General features: G+C 68.9%; 18 protein-coding genes. 8 read left to right on the top strand and 10 right to left on the bottom strand.

Annotated features, from left to right (window positions below):
• Positions 1-82: 82 nt before the first annotated feature.
• Positions 83-427, top strand: coding sequence for an aminopeptidase (locus A5709_RS26025; RefSeq protein ID WP_068008255.1), 345 nt, complete (start codon positions 83-85; stop codon positions 425-427).
• 8 nt (positions 428-435) lie between these two features.
• On the opposite strand, the gene A5709_RS26020 is transcribed toward A5709_RS26025, so the two are convergent.
• Positions 436-2,211, bottom strand: a complete 1,776-nt coding sequence (locus tag A5709_RS26020; RefSeq protein WP_068008160.1) for an SDR family oxidoreductase — start codon at positions 2,209-2,211, stop codon at positions 436-438.
• Between the two features lie 196 nt (positions 2,212-2,407).
• Here A5709_RS26020 and sucB point away from each other — a divergent pair, with 196 nt between their 5' ends.
• The 5 genes from sucB to A5709_RS25995 all read left to right on the top strand — a co-directional run bounded on the left by sucB (position 2,408) and on the right by A5709_RS25995 (position 7,646).
• Positions 2,408-4,207 carry a 2-oxoglutarate dehydrogenase, E2 component, dihydrolipoamide succinyltransferase gene (sucB, locus tag A5709_RS26015; protein WP_068008163.1) on the top strand — a complete coding sequence of 600 codons (1,800 nt, stop codon included), beginning with the start codon at positions 2,408-2,410 and terminating at the stop codon, positions 4,205-4,207.
• A 15-nt stretch (positions 4,208-4,222) separates the two neighbouring features.
• Positions 4,223-5,134 carry a TIGR01777 family oxidoreductase gene (locus A5709_RS26010; RefSeq protein ID WP_068008166.1) on the top strand — a complete coding sequence of 304 codons (912 nt, stop codon included), beginning with the start codon at positions 4,223-4,225 and terminating at the stop codon, positions 5,132-5,134.
• A gap of 92 nt (positions 5,135-5,226) precedes the next feature.
• Entirely contained in the window at positions 5,227-5,925 is a 699-nt protein-coding gene (lipB, locus tag A5709_RS26005) for a lipoyl(octanoyl) transferase LipB (protein ID WP_068123572.1), read from the top strand.
• Positions 5,922-6,845 carry a lipoyl synthase gene (gene lipA, locus A5709_RS26000; RefSeq protein ID WP_068123569.1) on the top strand — a complete coding sequence of 308 codons (924 nt, stop codon included), beginning with the start codon at positions 5,922-5,924 and terminating at the stop codon, positions 6,843-6,845. The genes lipB and lipA overlap by 4 nt, the downstream gene beginning before the upstream one ends.
• A 48-nt stretch (positions 6,846-6,893) precedes the next feature.
• Complete coding sequence (locus A5709_RS25995; RefSeq protein ID WP_067947466.1) at positions 6,894-7,646, top strand: DUF4191 domain-containing protein; 753 nt, start codon at positions 6,894-6,896, stop codon at positions 7,644-7,646.
• Between the two features lie 8 nt (positions 7,647-7,654).
• On the opposite strand, the gene A5709_RS25990 is transcribed toward A5709_RS25995, so the two are convergent.
• Positions 7,655-8,077: an RDD family protein gene (locus A5709_RS25990; protein WP_067947463.1), complete on the bottom strand. Its 423-nt coding sequence runs from the start codon at positions 8,075-8,077 to the stop codon at positions 7,655-7,657.
• A 245-nt stretch (positions 8,078-8,322) separates the two neighbouring features.
• On the opposite strand from A5709_RS25990, the gene glnA reads away from it, so the two are divergent.
• Complete coding sequence (gene glnA, locus A5709_RS25985) at positions 8,323-9,759, top strand: type I glutamate--ammonia ligase (RefSeq protein WP_067947462.1); 1,437 nt, start codon at positions 8,323-8,325, stop codon at positions 9,757-9,759.
• 162 nt (positions 9,760-9,921) lie between these two features.
• Positions 9,922-10,074: a hypothetical protein gene (locus A5709_RS28275; RefSeq protein WP_156768160.1), complete on the top strand. Its 153-nt coding sequence runs from the start codon at positions 9,922-9,924 to the stop codon at positions 10,072-10,074.
• A 4-nt stretch (positions 10,075-10,078) separates the two neighbouring features.
• Here A5709_RS28275 and A5709_RS25980 read toward each other — a convergent pair whose 3' ends face one another.
• The 8 genes from A5709_RS25980 to A5709_RS25945 form a co-directional block, all read right to left on the bottom strand.
• Positions 10,079-10,612, bottom strand: a complete 534-nt coding sequence (locus A5709_RS25980; RefSeq protein ID WP_068123589.1) for a GNAT family N-acetyltransferase — start codon at positions 10,610-10,612, stop codon at positions 10,079-10,081.
• Positions 10,613-10,785: 173 nt separating this feature from the next.
• Positions 10,786-11,646: a TIGR03619 family F420-dependent LLM class oxidoreductase gene (locus A5709_RS25975; protein WP_068123566.1), complete on the bottom strand. Its 861-nt coding sequence runs from the start codon at positions 11,644-11,646 to the stop codon at positions 10,786-10,788.
• On the bottom strand, positions 11,643-12,287 hold the full coding sequence (locus tag A5709_RS25970; RefSeq protein WP_067947458.1) for a PaaI family thioesterase: 645 nt from the start codon (positions 12,285-12,287) through the stop codon (positions 11,643-11,645). Before A5709_RS25970 ends, A5709_RS25975 begins: the two co-directional genes overlap by 4 nt.
• Entirely contained in the window at positions 12,284-15,259 is a 2,976-nt protein-coding gene (locus A5709_RS25965; RefSeq protein WP_068123563.1) for a bifunctional [glutamine synthetase] adenylyltransferase/[glutamine synthetase]-adenylyl-L-tyrosine phosphorylase, read from the bottom strand. Before A5709_RS25965 ends, A5709_RS25970 begins: the two co-directional genes overlap by 4 nt.
• A 63-nt stretch (positions 15,260-15,322) precedes the next feature.
• Positions 15,323-16,660: a glutamine synthetase family protein gene (locus tag A5709_RS25960; RefSeq protein ID WP_067947454.1), complete on the bottom strand. Its 1,338-nt coding sequence runs from the start codon at positions 16,658-16,660 to the stop codon at positions 15,323-15,325.
• A gap of 91 nt (positions 16,661-16,751) precedes the next feature.
• A complete protein-coding gene (locus A5709_RS25955; RefSeq protein ID WP_156768159.1) occupies positions 16,752-18,314 on the bottom strand; it encodes an alpha/beta hydrolase in 1,563 nt (520 codons plus the stop codon).
• Positions 18,315-18,415: 101 nt separating this feature from the next.
• Entirely contained in the window at positions 18,416-19,972 is a 1,557-nt protein-coding gene (locus A5709_RS25950; protein ID WP_068123558.1) for an alpha/beta hydrolase, read from the bottom strand.
• Between the two features lie 56 nt (positions 19,973-20,028).
• On the bottom strand, positions 20,029-21,423 hold the full coding sequence (locus A5709_RS25945) for a wax ester/triacylglycerol synthase family O-acyltransferase (RefSeq protein ID WP_068008194.1): 1,395 nt from the start codon (positions 21,421-21,423) through the stop codon (positions 20,029-20,031).
• Between the last annotated feature and the right edge of the window lie 19 nt (positions 21,424-21,442).

Raw genomic sequence — 21,442 nt, 5'->3', positions numbered from 1 at the left:
ACCGGATCAAATTCGGGTTTACCGGCCCCCGACAGTGGTTAATCTTCTAGCGGTCCAAATCCGGACGGCGAAAGGCGAGATCGTGACGATTCGACGGTTGATCCTCGGTGTGGGCGCGGTTCTTTTGCTGGCCGGTGTGATCGGGCTGTTGGCGCCGGTGTCGATTTCCGACGGCAACGGCCATTCGATCGGGTGCGGCAACGCCGTCGCGACGGACCTGTCCGCGGCCAGAAGCGCGAACAACAACAGCGTGGCGAACATCCCGATCCTGAATCAGGTCGTGCCCCACACCGACTATGTGGCGCAGTGCCAGTCGTCGGTGGGCAGTCGGCGCATGTGGTCCATTCCGCTGGCCGTCATCGGGCTGATCGCGATCGGCGGGGTGTTGCTCACGGGCCGTCAGGGCGCGGCGCGGGCGGGCACCTGAACCGCGGGTCAGATCACCCGCATCCGCGCGAAGTTGCGCAGGCCCTGCGGCGCGACGCGCGAAAGTCCGTACAGCGCATAGGCTTCGGGGGCCACGGGGCGAATCGGCTTCTTCTTCTTGACCGACGACAGGATCGCGTTGGCGACCTTGTCGGGGCCGTAGTGCCGCAGCGCGAACATCTTGCCGAGCTGGCCGCGCCGGCCGTCGACCTGTTCGACCTTTCCGGCGGGCGCGTCGAACCGGGTGGTGTTGATGATGTTGGTGTCGATGACGCCCGGGCAGATAGTGGTCAGCCCCACTCCCGCGGCGTCGAGTTCGGCGCGCAGGCAATCGGAGAACATGTAGGTCGCCGCCTTCGAGGTGCAGTACGCGTTCAGCGACTGCAGCGGGGCGTAGGCGGCCATCGACGACACGTTGACGATGTACCCGCCGGTGCCCCGCTCGACCAGCCGGCGCGCGAAGGACCGGCAGCCGTTGACCACGCCGCCCAGGTTAACGTCGAGCACCCGGTCGAACTGGTCGGCCGGGGTGTCCAGGAAGCCCCCGGCTTGGCCGATGCCGGCGTTGTTGACCACGATGTCGGGCACCCCGTGCTCGGCGCTGACCCGCTCGGCGAACGCCTCCACGGCCGCGGCGTCGGACACGTCCAGCACGTAGGGGTGCGCGACGCCGCCGCGGGTGGCGATCTCGTCGGCCGTGGCCTTGACGGCCGCCTCGTCGATGTCGCTGATGACCAGCTCGGCGCCCTCCCGTGCGAACGCGAACGCCGTCTCGCGACCGATTCCGCTGCCGGCGCCGGTGACCGACACCAGGGTGTCGCCGAAGGATCCGCGGGGGCGGCCGACCTGCGCGCGCAGTAGCGCGCGGCTGGGTGGTTTGCCCTCGGCCAGGTCGGCGAACTCGTGCACCGCAGCCGCCATCACCTGCGGGTGGGACATCGGCGAAAAGTGGCCGGCCTTGATGTCGCGCCGCCACAGCCGCGGCACGAAGCGCGGGGTGTGGTCGTACCCGTACGGCCGCACGTACTTGTCCTTGGTGTTGACGATCAGCTGCACGGGCACGTCGACGACGTGGACGCCCTGCCCGCGGCCGGAGAACGAGCGAAAGTAGTTGGCGGGATAGGTCTTCACCGAACGGGCGGCGTCGCGGGCCAGGTGCGGCGAGTGGTGAATCTGCTCGACGGGGATGTTGTCCACCGCGTTGCGCCGAAGCGCCGGGATCGACAGCGTCAGCCGCAACGCCAGCGGCGCGAGCACCGGGATCGAGAAGAAGATCATGTAGGTCAGCCGCAGCGCCTGGCTGATCGCCCGGGCGAAGGTGCGCGGGCGCCAGGGCCGCCGCAGGCCGCTGAAGATGTAGTCGACCAGTTGGTCCTGGCTGGGGCCGGACACCGACGTGAACGTGGCGACCCGGTCAGCGGCGCCCGGCCGCTTCAGGTAGTGCCACACGCCGACCGAGCCCCAGTCGTGGGCGAGCACGTGCACGGGCCGGCCGGGGCTGAGCTCGGCGGTCACCGCGGCGAAGTCATCGGCGAACCGGTCCATGCGGTACGCCGACACCGGCTTGGGCGCCGAGGACTCACCGACGCCACGGTTGTCGTACCGCAGGATGCGGAACCGGTCGGCCAGCAGCGGCACGACACCGCCCCACAGCACGTGGGAGTCGGGGAAGCCGTGCACCAACACGACGGTGGGCCCGTCGGGGTTGCCTTCCTCGTAGACCGCGATTCGCGCGCCGTCGGCGCTGTCGACGAAATGCTGGACTAGCTGTTGTGTTGCCGGCATCTCCGACCTCCCCGCTTCAACTGCAGTGGCCACACCGTAGCAAGGGCGTTCGGGGCGTCCCGGCAACCGCGCGCGGTCCGCCCTGGATGTGTGCCGGTGCGGACGCAGTGACAGGATAGTTTTGGATAGTTACTTCGAACGGCTAGCGACATGTTCGACCCACCCCGACCCACGAGCGATCGAGGAGTCAAAAACGATGGCCTTCTCCGTCCAGATGCCGGCACTCGGTGAGAGCGTCACCGAAGGGACGGTCACCCGGTGGCTCAAGCAGGAAGGCGACACGGTCGAGCTCGACGAGCCCCTCGTCGAGGTGTCCACCGACAAGGTCGACACCGAAATCCCGTCGCCCGCCGCGGGTGTGCTGACCAAGATCGTCGCCCAGGAGGACGACACCGTCGAGGTGGGCGGCGAGCTGGCCGTGATCGGCGACTCGGCGGAGGGTGGTTCGGAGGGCGGCGGTTCCGAGGCGGCCCCGCAGGCGCCCAGCCAGCCCGAGCCGCAGGCCGAATCCGCCCCGCCGGCCCAACCCGAGCCCGAACCCGAAGCGCCGGCCCAGCCGGAGCCCGAGCCCCAGCCCGCTGCGCAGAGCTCCGGCGGCGGCGACGCCACCCCGGTGTTGATGCCCGAGCTCGGCGAGTCTGTGGCCGAGGGCACGGTGACCCGCTGGCTGAAGAAGGTCGGCGACTCGGTCCAGGTGGACGACGCGCTGGTGGAGGTGTCGACCGACAAGGTGGACACCGAGATCCCGTCCCCGGTGGCCGGCGTCCTGATCAGCATCACCGCCGAAGAGGACGCCACCGTCCCGGTCGGCGGCGAGCTGGCCCGCATCGGCAGCGGCTCGGAAGCCGCTTCCGCGCCCACGCCCCCGCCCGCCCCCAAACCGGAACCCAAGCCCGAGCCGGCACCCGAGCCGCCCAAGGCCGAGGCGAAGCCCGAACCGCAGCCGGTTTCGCAGCCCGAGCCCGCACCGAAAGCCCAACCGGCGCAGGCACAACCGGCGGCCGAGCCGAGCGGCTCGAGCCCGAACGGCGCACCGTACGTGACCCCGCTGGTGCGCAAACTTGCCACCGAGCACAACATCGATCTCGCCGAAATCAGCGGCACCGGCGTCGGCGGCCGCATCCGCAAGCAAGACGTGCTCGCCGCGGCGGAAAAGAAGCAACAGGCCCAGAAGGCGCCCGCGCCGCCGCAGGCGCCGCCCGCTGCCGCGCCGGCCCGGGACGGCAAGCCGGCTCCGGCGGCCGCGCCCACCCCGGCGCCGGCGCTGGCGCACCTGCGCGGCACCACGCAGAAGGCCAGCCGGATCCGCCAGCTCACGGCGAACAAAACTCGGGAATCCCTGCAGGCCACGGCCCAGCTCACCCAGACGCACGAGGTCGACATGACCAGGATCGTCGGGTTGCGGGCCAGGGCGAAGTCGGCGTTCGCCGAACGCGAGGGGGTGAACCTGACGTTCCTGCCGTTCATCGCCAGGGCGGTGATCGACGCGTTGAAGATCCACCCCAACATCAACGCGAGCTACAACGAGCAGACCAAGGAGATCACCTACTACGACGCCGAACATCTCGGCTTCGCCGTCGACACCGATCAGGGCCTGCTCTCCCCCGTCATCCACAACGCCGGCGACCTCTCGCTGGCGGGACTGGCCCGGGCCATCGCCGACATCGCCGCGCGCGCCCGCTCCGGTGACCTCAAACCGGACGAACTGTCCGGCGGAACCTTCACCATCACCAACATCGGCAGCCAGGGCGCGTTGTTCGACACCCCCATCCTGGTCCCGCCGCAGGCCGCCATGCTGGGCACCGGGGCCATCGTGAAGCGGCCCAGGGTGATAGTCGACGAATTCGGCAACGAGTCCATCGGCGTGCGCTCCATCTGCTATCTCCCGCTCACCTATGACCATCGGCTCATCGACGGCGCTGATGCCGGACGCTTCCTCACCACGATCAAGAACCGGCTCGAAGAGGGAGCGTTCGAGGCCGACTTGGGTCTTTAGGGGGGCGGGCATACGGTGGCCAAGCTCGTCATCGCCATAGCGGGTTCGTCCGGACTGATCGGATCCGCTTTGACCGCGGCGCTGCGTGCGGCCGACCACCGGGTGTTGCGCATCGTGCGCCGCGCGCCGTCGAATTCCGACGAATTGCACTGGAACCCCGAGAGCGGCGAGATCGACGTCGACGCGATCAGCGACGTCGACGCCGTCGTCAACCTGTGCGGTGTCAACATCGGCCAGCGTCGCTGGTCGGGCGCCTTCAAGCAGGGCCTGCGGGACAGCCGCATCGCTCCCACCGAAGTCTTGGCGCACGCCGTCGCCGAGGCCGGGGTGGGCACCCTGGTCAACGCCAGCGCGGTGGGCTACTACGGGAACACCAAGGACCGCGTGGTCGACGAAAACGACCGGGCGGGAAAGGGATTCCTGGCCCAGCTGTGCGAAGACTGGGAGGCCGCCACGCTGCCGGCGCAATACGGTGGCGCCCGGGTGGTGCTCGCCCGCACCGGGCTGGTGTTCTCCCCCGCGGGCGGCGCGCTGGGGCGCCTACGGCCGTTGTTTCGGACGGGCCTCGGGGCCAGGCTGGGCAGCGGCCGTCAATACATGTCCTGGATCACCCTGGAGGACGAGGTGCGCGCGCTGCTGTTCGCGATCACCAACACCGCGCTGTCCGGGCCGGTCAACCTGACCGGGCCCGCGCCGGTCACCAATGCCGAATTCACCACCGCATTCGGGCGGGCGGTCAACCGACCGACGCCGTTGATGATGCCTGGGTTCGCCGTGCGGGCCGCGCTCGGTGAGTTCGCCGACGAGGGTGTGCTGATCGGCCAGCGCGCCATCCCGTCCGCGCTGGAGCGGGCCGGTTTCCAGTTCCACCACAACACGATTGGTGAGGCGCTCGGCTACGCCACGGCGCGACGCGACCGCGACTAGCCACGGCCGGCGAGTGTGGCTGACGCCGCCCAGCGTCACGCCAGCGTGGCGCGGCGTCGCGGGGCGCCTGCCCGGCGAGTACCGTCGCGAACGTGATCGACTCCATCCGGTCCAGCCGGGCCGCGATCGACGTTCGCCAGCTCGGAACGGTCGACTACCGCACCGCCTGGCAGCTGCAGCGCGAGCTGGCCGATGCGAGGGTCGCCGGCGGCAGCGACACACTGCTGCTGCTGGAGCACCCGCCCGTCTACACCGCGGGGCGGCGCACCGAGCCGCACGAACGGCCGGTGAACGGCACCCCCGTGGTCGACACCGACCGCGGCGGCAAGATCACCTGGCACGGCCCGGGGCAGCTGGTCGGGTATCCGATCATCGGCCTGGCTGAACCGCTCGACGTGGTGAACTACGTTCGCCGCCTCGAGGAGGCGCTGATCAAGGTGTGCGGCGACCTGGGCCTTCAGACATGCCGGGTGCACGGCCGCTCCGGGGTGTGGGTGCCCGGCAGTGGCGGCCGCCCCGACCGCAAGGTGGCGGCCATCGGCGTCCGGGTGTCACGCGCGACCACCCTGCACGGGTTCGCGCTCAACTGCGACTGCGACCTCGGCGCGTTCGGCACGATCGTGCCCTGTGGCATCAGCGACGCCGGCGTGACGTCGTTGTCCGCCGAGCTGGGACGTCCGGTGGTGGTCGACGACGTCCGCGCGGCCGTGGCCGCCGCGGTCTGCGATGCCCTCGACGGCGCCCTGCCGGTCCAGGAACACCCGGGCACGCGCGTAGCATCAGCCATGTGACTGTCGCACCCGAAGGCCGCAAATTGCTGCGCCTCGAGGTCCGCAACGCGCAAACGCCGATCGAACGCAAGCCGCCGTGGATCAAGGTCCGGGCCCGGATGGGACCCGAATACACCCAGTTGAAGGGCCTGGTCCGCCGCGAGGGACTGCACACGGTCTGCGAAGAGGCCGGCTGCCCCAACATCTTCGAGTGCTGGGAGGACCGGGAAGCCACCTTTCTGATCGGTGGTGACCAGTGCACCCGGCGCTGCGACTTCTGCCAGATCGACACCGGCAAGCCCGCCGACTTGGACCGCGACGAGCCGAGGCGCGTCGCCGACAGCGTGCGCACCATGGGACTGCGTTACGCGACCATCACCGGCGTGGCCCGCGATGACCTGCCCGACGGCGGGGCCTGGCTCTACGCCGAGACGGTGCGCGCCATCAAGGAACTCAACCCGTCGACCGGCGTCGAACTGTTGATCCCCGACTTCAACGGCGAGCCCGCCCGGCTTGCCGAGGTTTTCGGGTCCCGCCCGGAAGTGTTGGCGCACAACGTCGAAACCGTGCCCCGCATCTTCAAGCGGATCCGGCCCGCGTTCAGCTACCGGCGCAGCCTCGGCGTCATCACCGCGGCGCGCGATGCCGGGCTGGTCACCAAGAGCAATCTCATTCTCGGGCTGGGCGAAACCGCCGATGAGGTGCGCACCGCCCTGGCCGACCTGCGGGGCGCCGGCTGCGACATCGTCACCATCACCCAATACCTGCGACCGTCGACGCGGCACCATCCGGTCGAACGCTGGGTGCATCCCGACGAGTTCGTCGAGTTCGCCCGGCACGCCGAGGCGCTGGGCTTCGCCGGCGTGCTGGCCGGGCCGCTGGTGCGGTCGTCCTACCGGGCGGGCCGGCTCTACGAGCAGGCCGCGCGCACCCGCGCCTGAAGATGCCGCGGCGCGCTAGTCACCGGCGCCGGTACGTATTCTTTGACTATGGCTAAACCCCGCAACGCCGCTGAGAACAAGGCCGCCCGAGCGCAGGCGCAAGCCGCGCGCAAGGCCGCCGCGAAGGAGCGGCGCGCCCAGCTGTGGCAGGCGTTCAACATGCAGCGCCGCGAGGACAAGCGGCTGCTGCCCTACATGATCGGTGCCTTCGTCCTGATCATCGCCATCTCGGTGGCGGTCGGTTTGTGGGCCGGCGGGCTGACGATGATCACCCTGATCCCGCTGGGCGTGGTGCTGGGCGGGCTGGTCGCCTTCATCATCTTCGGCCGCCGCGCCCAGAAGAGCGTCTACAGCAAGGCCGAGGGCCAAACCGGTGCCGCCGCATGGGCTTTGGATAACTTGCGCGGCAAGTGGCGCGTGACGCCGGGGGTGGCCGCGACCGGCCACCTCGACGCGGTGCACCGGGTCATCGGCCGGCCCGGCGTCATTCTGGTCGGGGAAGGGTCGTCGGCACGGGTCCGGCCGCTGCTGGCCCAGGAGAAGAAGCGCACCGCGCGGCTGATCGGCGACGTGCCGATTTACGACATCATCGTCGGCAATGGCGACGACGAGGTTCCGCTGTCCAAGCTGGAGCGCCACCTCAACCGACTGCCGGCCAACATCACCGCCAAACAGATGGACACGCTGGAGTCCCGGTTGGCCGCGTTGGGAACGCGGGCCGGTGCCGCCGTCCTACCGAAGGGACCGCTCCCCAACGCCGGCAAGATGCGGGGCGTGCAGCGCACCGTGCGCCGCAAGTAGCCCTCGACTCAGCGTCGCACGACCGCGGTTGCGGTCAGCCGATCCTGTAGACCACGGCCGTCCCAGTCGGTGAACAACGCCGGGACGACCGTTCCCACCAGCACGCCCCGCACCACCGCGCGGACGATGCCGACCGCCGCCTGCCCGTCGACCGGCACCACCCGCAGGCCCAGCACCAACTGCCCCGGCGTGAAGCCGAACAGCCGCACCGAGACCACGCCCAGCACGAACCAGATGGCCAGCACCGCCGTCGCCAGCATGTGTTCGGAGAAAGCACCGAAGCGCAGGGCCAGCGCCGCCAGGCCGTAGGAGATCAGCCAGTCGATCATCAACGCGCCGAGCCGGCGTCCCATCGGGGCCAGGGACCCCGGTCCGGTTTCCGGCAGGCCCAGCTTCTCGCCGGGGTACGCGGACCGCGATTCGGACGTCATCGGCCGAAACCGGGGTTCGGCTCCCTGACCTGCACGGGCCGGGCCAAAAAGACAACGCTGCGCTCGGGCGCCGGACCAGATACGATCTTGCGATCCATGGCCCCACAATAGAACCCGCCGCCGACGCCGCCTCTTTTGTGGATGACACGGGTCGCGTAACGTGCGCGCAACACGGGGTTGACTGGCGGGCAACATCTGCTCCATAGCGTCAGGCCGCGGATCTCACCAAGTAAAGGAGCATTTCTGTGACGGAAACGACGCCCGACGACGTCTTCAAACTCGTCAAGGACGAGAACGTCGAGTTTGTCGACGTCCGGTTCTGTGACTTGCCAGGCATCATGCAGCACTTCACGATTCCGGTTTCGTTTTTCGATGAGAGCGTCTTCGAGGACGGCCTGGCCTTCGACGGCTCGTCGATTCGCGGATTCCAGTCCATCCATGAGTCCGACATGCTGCTCCTGCCGGACCCCGCGACGGCGCAGATCGACCTGTTCACCGAGCACAAGACGCTGAACCTGAACTTCTTCGTGCACGACCCGTTCACCCTCGAGCCGTACTCTCGCGACCCGCGCAATATCGCCCGCAAGGCGGAGAACTACCTGATCAGCACCGGCGTCGCGGACACCGCCTACTTCGGCGCCGAGGCCGAGTTCTACATCTTCGACTCGGTCACCTTCGACTCGCGCACCAACGGGTCCTTCTACGAGGTCGACGCGATCTCGGGGTGGTGGAACACCGGCGAGCCGACCGAGAACGACGGCACCCCCAACCGCGGCTACAAGGTCCGCCCGAAGGGCGGGTACTTCCCGGTCGCGCCCGTCGACCACTACGTCGACCTGCGGGCGGACATGCTGTCGAACCTCATCAAGGCGGGCTTCAGCCTGGAGAAGGGCCACCACGAGGTGGGCAGCGGCGGGCAGGCCGAGATCAACTACAAGTTCAACACGCTGCTGCACGCCGCCGACGACATGCAGCTGTACAAGTACATCGTCAAGAACACGGCGTGGCAGGCCGGCAAGACCGTCACGTTCATGCCCAAGCCGCTGTTCGGCGACAACGGATCCGGCATGCACACCCACCAGTCGCTGTGGAAGGACGGCAGCCCGCTGATGTACGACGAGACCGGTTACGCCGGCCTGTCGGACACCGCGCGGCATTACATCGGCGGCCTGCTACACCATGCCCCGTCGCTGCTGGCGTTCACCAACCCGACCGTCAACTCCTACAAGCGACTGGTTCCGGGGTACGAGGCGCCGATCAACCTGGTCTACAGCCAGCGCAACCGCTCGGCGTGTGTCCGCATCCCGATCACCGGCAGCAACCCGAAGGCCAAGCGGCTCGAGTTCCGCTGCCCCGACTCGTCGGGCAACCCGTACCTGGCGTTCTCGGCGATGCTGATGGCCGGGCTCGACGGCATCAAGAACAAGATCGAGCCGCAGGCCCCGGTGGACAAGGACCTGTACGAGTTGCCGCCGGAGGAGGCCGCCAACATCCCGCAGGCGCCCACCCAGCTGTCCGCGGTGATCGACCGGCTGGAAGAGGACCACGAATACCTCACTGAGGGCGGCGTTTTCACGCCCGACCTGATCGAGACGTGGATCAGCTTCAAGCGCGAGAACGAGATCCTGCCGGTGCAGATCCGGCCGCACCCGTACGAGTTCGCGCTCTACTACGACGTCTAACTCGACGTTCGTCCGCAGTAGCTCCGAGAAGAGTCCACCCGCTCCGCGATCAGTTCGTCGATTGCCGAGCGGGTGGACTCATCGCTTTCTGCAGGAAATGTGGCGGAAAGTTCAGATTTGAAGCCTTGCGGCGGCAATGGATTCGGCATTAGTTTTTGGGCCATGACTATCAGCACCGCACAGGTAATGGTTAAGAGCGCCCACATCGGCGGGGGTGCCGGCGGCGGCCGCAATGGCGGCGGAGCCGGCGGGGGCTTCGTTGGTGGCGGTGCCGGCGGGGGCTTCGTCGGCGGCGGTGCCGGCGGGGGCCGCTAACCAATCACACGATCGGGCTAGGCGGCTCGTCGGGGTCGGCGGTGCCGCCCAGGTCGAGTTGCATCCACGCGACGTCGTGCCAGCGACCGTGTTTCCATTCGACGCGCCGGTATAGGCCGGCGTCCTGGAACCCGAACGACCGGTGAAAGCTGGTGCTGGCCTCGTTCGGTTGGGTGATACCGGCGAACGCTCTCCGGTAGCCGCGCTCCGTGAGCCGGCGCAGCAATCGCGTGTAGAGCTGACGACCGCCCCGCGTGCGGTGATGGTCGAGGTCGACATAAATCCCGGTTTCCACCGACCATTGGAAGCTTGGAAGTCGTAGCAGCGCGTGGCCGTAGGCGAAACCGATGGCCCGGCCGTCGCGTTCGAGGACAAGCCAGTCGTGCGCGTCGCGGATGCGGTTGGCCATCTCGCCGACGCTCGGGACTTCGACCTCCCAGCTGATCGTCGTTTGCTCGACATACGGGCGGTAGATCGCAAGGCACGCCGCGGCATCCGCCGCGGACGCCGGACGCACCCGGTCGATGTTCGCTGGCATGCCCGGCATTCTCTCAGGCTTGCAAGGGGTTACCACGGGCCGCCCAATCGCGATCGAACTCGCGAGACATAAACCACGGCGCTCGTTTGCGGCGTGTCGTCGCCATAGGTTAAGTGTCGAGGCGAGCAGGCGAGCGAAGGCGAGCAGGCGAGCATGGCGAGCAGGGCCAAGAGCTAGCCGTCGAGCGCCAGGTCCTTGCGAAAGCGCTGCATGCCGTCGATCTTGTCGGCCAGCGACGCATCCGGCCCCGCGTAGAACATCCACGGCATCGTAATGATGCCCGTGATCCCCGCGTCGGCGGCGCGTTGGTAGTCGGCGGTGGTGAAGGCGTCGGTCAACGGCGTCAGGATGGTGAAATCCTCCATCGACAAACCGTTTTCGGCCCGCAGTTCCCGCAGCCGGCCCACGGCTTCGATGGCGCGCTCGGTCTTGATCAGATCACCGATCCAGCCGTCGTTGCGGGCGGCGCGGCGCAGCGCGATGTCGCTGAGCCCGCCGACGTAGACCGGGATCGGCGGCGGCGTCGGCTCCATTTCCAGCCGAGGCGTGCGATAGAACGTGCCCTCGAATTCCGTCCAGCCCGTCCGCCACAGCGCGCGCATCAGGTCGACGATCTCGTCGGTCCGCTTCCCGCGGGCCTCGAACCGCTCGCCCATCAACGCGAATTCCTCACGGCACCAGCCGACGCCGATGCCGAGCTCCACCCGGCCCGCCGCCAGAACCGCCGCGGTGCCAATGGCTTTGGCGGCCGAATACGGGTTGCGCATCGCGGGGATGTAAACGGTGGTGACGAAGCGCAGCCGCGTGGTGACCTGAGCCAGCGCGCCGATGAGAACCCACGGGTCGGGCCAGTCCGTGAACGGCTGCCAACGCCGTTGCCCGTCCTTGGTGTACGGGTACGGGGTGTTCAGGGTCTCCAGGTTGACGACGTGATCGGGAATCCCGATGCCGTCGTAGCCGAGTTCGTCGGCAGCCTTGGCGAGCTCGATGATCTCCCGGGTGTTCAGGAAGGCGCTGCTGATGTAGAACTTCATTCGGCTTCCCGGGCCCACGCCGGCTCGATGAAGACGCCCTCGGCCTCGACGGTGACCCCCGCGGCATCCGAAATCGTGCCGCGCGCAAAGACTTTGCGGCCCTCCTTGCCGTCGACCCACGCCTCGCAGCGAAGCGGCCCGAGCGGGGTGCCGCGCAGGTACTTCACGGTGATCGTTCCGGTGAAGCGCGCCTTGGACAGCCCCTCGCTGGCCGCCTCGCCGAGCATGTGGTCGAGCACCAGGGCGCTGACCCCGCCGTGCACCAGCTTCGGTGGACCCTCGTAGGCCGACCCGAGGACGAACTCGCTCCAGCAGCGCCCGCCGCCGTCGTGGTGGACGACGATCGGCGGCGCGATCGGGTTGCACACGCCGATCGCGGCGTTGCCCAGCGGCAGCGGGCGGCCGTCGACGCGGTAAGTCACCCCGACCGGCCGGGTGCGTTGCCGCAGCGACTCGGTGACGGCCTCGATCGCGGACCGTGCCTGGGCGACGACGTCGTCGTCGACTTCGGTCCGGATGGTGGCGTCGACGAGCTCGCGCACGGCGTCGGCCAACGGGGCGTAGAGCGCTGTGACTCGCTGCGCCTCCGCCGCGTCGAGCACCTCGAATATGGCGTCCAACGCGCCGGCCTCCTGACTCAACTGCCAAACACCTTCCGTACCACGACTTTTGCCCGTCGCGTCACCCGTAGATAGTTGTCCAAGAACTCCCCGCCGTCGTCGGTCGGCCAGCCCGCGGCCACCGCGACGGCGTTGAGCTGGCGTCCGGGTCCCGGCAGCTGATCGGTCGGCTTGCCGCGGACCAGCACCAGCGCGTTGCGGGCGCGCGTCGCGGTGAGCCACGCCTGCCGCAGCAGATCCACCTCCTCCGCGGGCACCAGGTCGGCCGCGGCGATCGCGTCCAGGCATTGCAGCGTCGAGGTGTTGTGCAGGGCGGGAATCTCGTGCGCGTGCCGCAGCTGCATCAGCTGCACGGTCCATTCGATGTCGGCCAGTCCCCCGCGGCCCAGCTTGGTGTGGGTGTTGGGGTCGGCGCCGCGCGGCAACCGTTCGGACTCGACGCGGGCCTTGATGCGGCGGATCTCCCGCACCGCTTCGGCGGACACCCCGGCGGGTGGGTAGCGCGTCTCGTCGGCCATCAACAAGAACCGCTCGCCCAGGTCCGCGTCGCCGGCGACCGCGTGCGCCCGCAGCAGGGCCTGAATCTCCCAGGGCTGCGCCCACTGCTGGTAGTAGGCGGCGTAGGCACCCAGTGTGCGCACCAGCGGACCCTGGCGGCCTTCGGGCCGCAGGTTGGCGTCCACCTCCAGCGGCGGGTCGACGCTGGGCGTGCCCAGCAGCGTGCGGACCTGCTCGGCCACCGTCGTCGACCAGCGGATCGCCACCGAGTCTTCGACGCCGGCCGCCGCCTCGCACACGAACATCACGTCGGCGTCGGACCCATAGCCCAACTCCATGCCGCCCAGCCTGCCCATACCGATCACCGCGATAACCGCCGGCGCCTTGCCGTCCTTGGGGAGGTTGGCACGGATGATCGCGTCCAGCGCGGCCTGCAGCACGGCCACCCACACCGAGGTGAGCGCCCGGCACACGTCGGTGACCTCGTAGAAGCCGAGCAGGTCGGCCGAGCCGATGCGGGCCAGTTCGCGGCGGCGCAGCGTGCGGGCGGCCGCGATCGCGCGCACCGCGTCGGGGTGACGGCCGGCCGAGGCGACCAGCGCCCTGGCCACCGCGGCGGGATCGGTTTCGAGCAGCTTGGGGCCGGCCGGACCGTCGCTGTAGTCCTCGATCACCCGGGGCGCGCGCATCAACAGGTCCGGCACGTAGGAGGAGGTGCCCAGCACGTGCATGAGGCGCTTCGCCACCGCGGGCTTGTCCCGCAGGGTGGACAGATACCAGGTCTCCGCGGCCAGCGCCTCGGACAGGCGGCGGTAGGCCAGCAGCCCGCCGTCCGGGTCGGGCGCGTAGGACATCCAGTTCAGCAGTCGGGGCAGCAGCACCGACTGCACGCGCCCCCGCCGGCCGCTCTGGTTGACCAGCGCCGACATGTGTTTCAACGCCGTCTGCGGCCCCTCGTAGCCGAGCGCAGCGAGCTGCCGTTCGGCGGCCTCCGAGGTCATGCCGTGCCTGATCTCCAGGCCGGCCGGGCCGATCGACTCCAGCAGCGGCTGGTAGAAGAGCTTGGCGTGCAGCTGCGACACCCGCAGGTTCTGGTGCCGCAGCTCCTCGCGCAGCACGCCCGCGGCGTCGTGCCGCCCGTCGGGGCGGATGTGCGCGGCGCGGGCCAGCCAGCGCACGGCCTCCTCGTCCTCGGCCTCCGGCAACAGGTGGGTGCGTTTGAGCCGCTGCAGCTGCAGCCGGTGCTCGAGGAGCCGGAGGAATTCGTAGGACGCGGTCAGGTTCGCCGCGTCCTCGCGTCCGACGTAGCCGCCCTGCCCCAACGCCTCGAGCGCGTCCACGGTGGACGCGACGTGCAGCGAATCGTCGCTGCGGCCGTGCACCAGCTGCAGCAGCTGCACTGCGAACTCCACGTCCCGCAACCCGCCGCTGCCGAGTTTGATCTCGCGGCCGCGCACGTCGGCGGGCACCAGCTGCTCGACGCGGCGGCGCATGGCCTGCACCTCGCTGACGAAATCCTCGCGCTCGCAGGCGACCCACACCATCGGCATCAACGCGGTCAGGTAGCGCTCGGCGAGTTCATGATCACCCACGGCCGCGCGGGCTTTCAGCAACGCCTGGAATTCCCAGGTTTTCGCCCAGCGCTGGTAGTAGGCGATGTGCGATTCGACGGTGCGGACCAGCTCGCCGCTGCGGCCCTCGGGCCGCAGCCCGGCATCGACCTGGAAGAAGGCCTCCGACGCGATCCGCATCATCTCGCCGGCCAGCCGGGTGGTGAGCGCGTCGGCGCGCTCACCGACGAAGATGACGTCGACGTCGCTGACGTAGTTCAGTTCGCGCGCACCGCATTTGCCCATCGCGATGACGGCCAGCCGTGGCGGTGTGCGGTCCCCGCACACGCTGGCCTCGGCCGCCCGCAGCGCGGCGGCCAGCGCGGCGTCCGCCAGGTCCGCCAGCTGGGCGCCCACCACGGTGAACGGCAGCACCGGCTCGTCTTCCACCGTCGCGGCCAGGTCGAGCGCGGCCAGCACCAGCAGCTGGTCGCGGTACAGGGTCTGCAGGCGCGGCACGATCGAACCCGACGCCTCGTCGACACACTGGGTGAACACCGCCCGCAGCTCGTCGCGCGTGGGCAGTTTGGCCTTGCCCCGCAACAGTTTCCACGACTGCGGGTGGACGGCCAGGTGATCCCCGAGGGCCAACGACGCGCCGAGTACCGCGAACAGCCGCCCGCGCAAGGGCCGTTCGGTGAGCAGCGCGGCGTTGAGCTCGTTCCAGTCGGTGTCGGGGTTCTCCGCCAGCCGAATCAGGGCGCGCAGCGCGGCGTCGGGATCGGGTGCGCGCGACAGCGACCACAGCAGGTCGACGTGGGCTTGGTCGTCGTGGTCGTACCAACCCAGCTGCGCCAGGCGATCGCCCGCGGCAGGATCGACCAGGCCAAGCCGGCCCACGCTGGGCAGCCGGGGGCGCTGCGTCGCGGGTTTGGTCACGCCCACGACGGTATCGCAACCCCCCGCATCGCACGGGCAAGGCGGCCGCCCTGTTAACGGCGACGCGAGTTACAGCGACAGGTAGGTGCTCAGCTCGTACTGCGTGACATGGCTGCGGTAGTTCGCCCACTCCGTGCGCTTGTTGCGCAGGAAGAAGTCAAAAACGTGCTCCCCCAACGTTTCCGCGACGAGTTCGGAGGACTCCATGGCACGCAGCGCGCTGTCCAGGCTGGTCGGCAGCTCGCGGTAGCCCATCGCGATCCGCTCCTCGGGCGTCAGGTCCCACACGTTGTCCTCGGCCTGCGGCCCTAGCACGTAGCCCTTCTCCACCCCGCGCAGCCCGGCGGCCAGCAACACGGCGAACGTCAGGTACGGGTTGCAGGCCGAGTCGGGGCTGCGCACCTCGATGCGCCGCGACGACGTCTTGTGCGGGGTGTACATCGGCACCCGCACCAGCGCGGACCGGTTGGCCGCGCCCCACGACGCGGCGGTGGGTGCCTCTCCGCCCTGCACCAGCCGCTTGTAGGAGTTGACCCACTGATTGGTGACCGCGCTGATCTCGGAGGCGTGCTCCAGGATGCCGGCGATGAACGACTTGCCGACGTCGGACAGCTGCAGCGGGTCGTCGGGGCTGTGGAACGCGTTGACGTCACCCTCGAACAGGCTCATGTGGGTGTGCATCGCCGAGCCGGGGTGTTGCCCGAACGGCTTGGGCATGAACGACGCCCGGGCGCCGTTCTCGATCGCGACCTCCTTGATGACGTAGCGGAACGTCATCACGTTGTCGGCCATCGACAGCGCGTCGGCGAATCGCAGGTCGATCTCCTGCTGGCCGGGCGCGCCTTCGTGGTGGCTGAACTCCACCGAGATGCCCATGAATTCCAGCGCTTCGATCGCGTGGCGGCGGAAGTTCGAGGCGGAGTCGTGCACCGCTTGGTCGAAGTAGCCGGCGTTGTCGACCGGGACCGGCACCGACCCGTCGTCCGGGCCCGGCTTGAGCAGGAAGAACTCGATCTCGGGGTGGACGTAGCAGGAGAAGCCGAGGTCGTTGGCCTTCTGCAGCTGGCGGCGCAGCACATGCCGCGGGTCCGCCCAGGACGGCGAGCCGTCCGGCATGGTGATGTCGCAGAACATCCGGGCCGAGTGGTGGTGGCCGCCGGAAGCCCACGGCAGCACCTGGAAGGTCGAGGGGTCCGGGTTGGCCACGGTGTCGGATTCGGAGACGCGCGAGAAACCCTCGATCGAGGATCCGTCGAAGCCGATCCCTTCCTCGAAGGCGCCTTCGAGTTCGGCCGGGGCGATGGCGACCGACTTGAGGAAACCGAGCACGTCGGTGAACCACAGCCGAACAAAGCGGATATCCCGTTCCTCCAGGGTGCGGAGGACGAATTCCTTCTGGCGATCCATAACCGAAACAGTAGGCAACAGCTGTTAATTCTGTGTTACCGACGCACGATCGGAACAATTGCGAACATTGCAAACAGGCTGCTCAGTGCGGTCATGACTGGCAGCGGTAGGCCGCGGGCGGCAACGTGCCCGCGACGAGATAACGCATGACGGCGGCGTCCACACACTGATCGCCGTTGAACACCGCGGTGTGCTGAGTCCCGTCGTAGGTGATCAACGGGCCGCCCAGCTGGCGCGCCAGGTTCACGCCGGCCTGATATGGGGTGGCCGGGTCGTGCGTGGTGGAAACCACGACCACCTTGCCCGGCGCGGCGGGCGACGCGGCGTGCGGCGTCGATGTCGCCGGGACCGGCCACAGCGCGCACAGATCGCGGGGCGCGTTGCCGGTGAACTGCCCGTAGCTGAGGAACGGCGCGGCCTGGCGGATGCGCTGGTCGGCGGAAACCCAGCTCGCCGAATCCCGCGGCGTGGGCGCGTCGACGCACCGGATCGCGTTGAACGCGTCCTGATCGTTGGTGTAATGCCCACCGCGGTCCCGGCCCTCGTAGTCGTCGGCGAGCAGCAGCAGGTCGCCCGCGTCCGTGCCGCGCTGCAGCCCGAGCAGGCCGCTGGTCAGGTACTTCCAGTGCGCCGGGGTGTACAGCGCGTTGATGGTGCCGGTGGTGGCGTCGGCGTAGCTCAGGCCGCGCGGGTCCGACGTGCGACCGGGCTTGGCGACCAACGGGTCGACCAGCGCGTGGTAACGGTTGACGAACTGGGTCGGGTCGGTGCCCAGCGGGCAGCCCGCCGAGCGGGCGCAGTCGGCGGCGTAGTCGTTGAAGGCGGTTTGGAAGCCCGCCATCTGCTGGACGTTTTCGTCGACCGGGCCGACGGTCGGGTCGATCGCGCCGTCGAGCACCATCGTCCGGACGTGGGCACCGAACTTCTCCAGGTAGGCCGTCCCGAGCTCGGTGCCGTAGCTGTACCCGAGGTAGTTGATCTGGTCGTCGCCCAGCGCCTGGCGGACCGTGTCCATGTCGCGCGCCACGGACGCGGTGCCGACGTTGGCCAGAAACCCGCTGCCCATCCGGGAAACACACTGCTGGGCCAGCTGCTGGTAGAGCTGTTCGATGTGCGCGACGCCGGCCGGGCTGTAGTCGACCATCGGCTCGCGCCGGTAGGCGTCGAACTCGGCGTCCGAGCGGCAGCGCAGCGTCGGGGTCGAGTGACCCACCCCCCGCGGGTCGAAGCCGACCAGGTCGAAGTGCTGCCTGATGGGCGTGCCCTCCAGATTCGGGGCCATCGCGGTCACCATGTCCACCGCGGACCCGCCGGGACCGCCCGGATTGACCAGCAGCGCGCCGATCCGTTGGCCGGTCGCGGGCACGCGAATCACCGCCAGCTTGGCTTGGCCGGCTCCCGGGTTGTCGTAGTCGACCGGGACGGAGACGGTGGTGCATTGCGCGGTGGGCACTTCGTTTGTGTCCGTGGCGAATTGGCCGCAGCTCCCCCAGGCCTGCGGCGTCGCGACCGACGGTTTCGGCGCGGGGGTCTGCCCCGCACCGGGTTCCGGGGTGGCGCCCGCCACCGGCAGTCCCACCGCCGATTGGCCCACCAGCAGCCCGAATGACAGCAGCGCCGAGCTCAATGATCTCAGGCGCGACATGGCTGTCATCGTGTCAGCCCCGGGTACCCGAAGCGGCGCGAAACGGTTACGCCTTGGTCTCGTCTGGCTGCCCTCGCGGGGGTGCGGCCGGCGTCAGACCTCCACGCGCACTAGCACTTCGCGCCGCTGGGCGGCGTGGCGCCGCCGACCAGATACGCCGTGACGTAGTTGTCGATGCAACCGTCGCCCTGGAACACCACCGTGTGCTGGGTTCCGTCGTAGGTGAGCAGCGAACTGCGCAGCTGATTGGCCAGATCCACCCCGGCCTTGTAGGGCGTCGCCGGGTCGTGGGTGGTCGACACCACCACCGTCGGCGCCAGGCCGGGCGCGGAGATGGTGTGCGGCTTGCTCGTCGGCGGCACCGGCCAGAACGCGCAGGTGCCCAGAGGGGCGTCGCCGGTGAACGCGCCGTAGCTCATGAACGGCGCGATCTCCCGCGAGCGACGGTCCTCGTCAATCACCTTGGCGCGGTCGGTGATTGGCGGCTGGTCGACGCAGTTGATCGCCACCCGCGCGTCGGTCGCATTGGTGTAGTGGCCGTGGGCGTCGCGACGCATGTACATGTCGGCCAGGGCGAGCAGGGTGTCGCCGCGGTGGTTGACCAGTTCGCTCAGTCCGTCGGTCAGGTGGTGCCACAACGTCGGTGAGTACAGCGCCATGATCGTGCCGACGATGGCGTCGCTATAGCTCAGTCCCCGTGGGTCGTTCGTCGGCGCCGGCCTGCCGACCATCGGGTTGTTGGGGTCGACGAGCGGGTCGACCAGGCTGTGGTAAACGTCGACGGCCTTGGCCGGATCGGTGCCCAGCGGGCAGCTCGATTGCTTCGCGCAATCGGTCGCGTAGTCGTTGAACGCGTCCTGAAAACCCTTGGCCTGGCGCAAATCTGCCTCGATGGGGTCGGCGTTGGGGTCGACCGCGCCGTCGAGGATCATCGCGCGCACCTTGTCGGGGTAGGCCTCGGCGTAGGCGGAGCCGATCCTGGTGCCGTAGGAGTAGCCGAGGTAGGTCAGCTTGTCGTCGCCCAGCGCCGCCCGGATCGCGTCCAGATCCCGCGCGACGTTGACCGTGCCGATGTTGGCCAGGAAGTTCTTCCCCATCTTGTCGACGCAGCGGCCGACGAATTGTTTGGTCTCGTCCTCGATGTGGGCCACGCCGGCCGGGCTGTAGTCGACGTTCGGCTCCGTGCGCAGCCGGTCGTTGTCGGCGTCGGAGTTGCACCAGACGGACGGCCGCGACGACCCCACCCCGCGGGGGTCGAAGCCGACCAAATCGAACCGTTCGCGGACCCGCTTCGGCAGCGACTGAACGACACCCAGGGCGGCCTCCATACCGGACTCGCCGGGACCGCCGGGGTTGATCACCAACGAACCGATCTTGTCCCCGGTGGCGGGGAAGCGAATCATCGCCAGCGTCGCCACGTCTCCGTCGAGGTGGTCGTAGTCGACCGGTACCGCCAGCTTGCCGCACAGCGCGCCGGCGGGAATCTTGACCTTCGGGTTCGCCGTCCGGCACGGTGTCCACTCCACCGCCTGGCCGAGCTTCGGTTCAGCCAGCAGGGCGCGGCCGCCGACGACTCGCACGCAGCCCGCGACAAGGAGCGCCACGGCAGCGACCGTTGTCCAAACCAGCAGCGTGCGCGCAATCTTGTCGCGGCGAGACAGACCCATGCCAACATATGCTGCCAGAGGAAACCTGAGATCCTCATGAGCGGCACCACCGCCGGCTACCGGGTGGCCGCGAGCAGCTCCTCCATCGCCACCGCGAACTCGTCGGCCATCTCCCACAGGTCCGGCACCAGATCGGGGCACGCGAGGAGCCCGACGTCCAACTTGCCCCGCAGCGACATCGCGGTGATGTTGAGTCCCGACCCGTGAAAGATCGGACCCAGCGGATACATCGCCTTGACCTCGCAGCCCAGCATGTACAGCGGCACCTGCGGGCCGGGCACGTTGGACACCACCAGGTTGTGCACCGGCATGCTGTCGGTGAACCGCGTCCTGGCATAAAGCCGCATCGCGATACCGAAAACGGCCGGCGCGGCGAACTGCGTCCAATCCTGCAACAGCGACGCGCCGATGGCGGAACTGTGTTCTTTGGCAACCGAATTCGCGTGGGCGATGGCCTTCAGGCGCTCCACCGGATCCGCGATATCGGTATGCAGGCTGGAGAACATGGCCGACACCTGGTTGCGGCCGGGCCGCTCGGATTTTCCATGCACGGAAACCGGCACTGACGCCACCAACGGCGAGTCCGGCAAAGCGTTTCGGTCGGCCAGGTACTGGCGCAGCACAGCGGAAACCAACGCCATCACCACGTCATTGACTTTGACGCCGTCGAATCGATTCTTAACCGCCTTGATGTCGTCGAGGTTCAATTCGGCGTAGGCGATGTTTCGGCGGTCGGTGATCCGGGCGTTGAATGCGGTGGCCGGTGCCGCGAACGGCCGCGCCATCGCCTGGCCTTCGAGCGCCCGCCGCAACGTGGTGACCACCGAGGAGACGGTGTCGGGCACCACGTTGGCCAGCTGCAGCGGCCTGGCGGCGAATCGGACGAGCCCGCCCGCGGCGATCTGCCACCCACTGGCGCCCCCGACCCCGCGGGCCGGATCCGGGGGCGGGGCGTCGGGTTCGGTGCCGCACAGCTGCGACATCAGGTTGGCGCCGGTCACGCCGTCGACGCCGGCATGATGCACCTTGGTCATCACCGCCAGCCGCCCGTCACGATGGCAATCGGTGCCCGCCACGCCTTCGACGACCCACATCTCCCACAGCGGCCGGCGCCGGTCCAGCGGCGACTCCGCGATATGCCCGCAAATCTCGGCGAGCTCGGCGCGGCCGCCCGGCGCGGGCAGCGCGATCCGGTGCAGATGGCGGTCGAGATCGAAGTTCTCGTCATCCACCCAGACCGGATGATCGAGATTCAGCGGGTTGTCGGCCAGCTTCTCGCGGAACTCCGGGATCGCTTTGATGCGCAGCGCCAGGGCGTCGCGAAGCCGGTCGAAGGTGTAGCCGCCGGGCATCGTCGAGGTGTCCAACTCCATGATCGAGCACACGTGCATGGGCTGCGACGAGGTCTCCAGGTAGAGGAAGCTGGCGTCGAGTCCGCTGAGCCGCTGCATCCGAGCATGGTATGTCTCA

This window comes from Mycobacterium sp. E1386, assembly GCF_001672745.1.
Taxonomy (GTDB): Bacteria; Actinomycetota; Actinomycetes; order Mycobacteriales; family Mycobacteriaceae; genus Mycobacterium.
Note: the sequence above shows the minus strand (reverse complement) of the source record. Positions and strands in the feature narration are given on the sequence as shown.

What these genes read in the sequence shown, in the direction of transcription:
- A5709_RS26020 (WP_068008160.1), bottom strand. Translation starts at nt 2,211, where the DNA reads ATGCCGGCAACACAACAGCTAGTCCAGCATTTCGTCGACAGCGCCGAC.
- sucB (WP_068008163.1), top strand. Translation starts at nt 2,408, where the DNA reads ATGGCCTTCTCCGTCCAGATGCCGGCACTCGGTGAGAGCGTCACCGAA.
- A5709_RS25995 (WP_067947466.1), top strand. Translation starts at nt 6,894, where the DNA reads ATGGCTAAACCCCGCAACGCCGCTGAGAACAAGGCCGCCCGAGCGCAG.
- A5709_RS25990 (WP_067947463.1), bottom strand. Translation starts at nt 8,077, where the DNA reads ATGACGTCCGAATCGCGGTCCGCGTACCCCGGCGAGAAGCTGGGCCTG.
- A5709_RS28275 (WP_156768160.1), top strand. Translation starts at nt 9,922, where the DNA reads ATGACTATCAGCACCGCACAGGTAATGGTTAAGAGCGCCCACATCGGC.
- A5709_RS25980 (WP_068123589.1), bottom strand. Translation starts at nt 10,612, where the DNA reads ATGCCAGCGAACATCGACCGGGTGCGTCCGGCGTCCGCGGCGGATGCC.
- A5709_RS25975 (WP_068123566.1), bottom strand. Translation starts at nt 11,646, where the DNA reads ATGAAGTTCTACATCAGCAGCGCCTTCCTGAACACCCGGGAGATCATC.
- A5709_RS25960 (WP_067947454.1), bottom strand. Translation starts at nt 16,660, where the DNA reads ATGGATCGCCAGAAGGAATTCGTCCTCCGCACCCTGGAGGAACGGGAT.
- A5709_RS25955 (WP_156768159.1), bottom strand. Translation starts at nt 18,314, where the DNA reads ATGACAGCCATGTCGCGCCTGAGATCATTGAGCTCGGCGCTGCTGTCA.
- A5709_RS25950 (WP_068123558.1), bottom strand. Translation starts at nt 19,972, where the DNA reads ATGGGTCTGTCTCGCCGCGACAAGATTGCGCGCACGCTGCTGGTTTGG.
- A5709_RS25945 (WP_068008194.1), bottom strand. Translation starts at nt 21,423, where the DNA reads ATGCAGCGGCTCAGCGGACTCGACGCCAGCTTCCTCTACCTGGAGACC.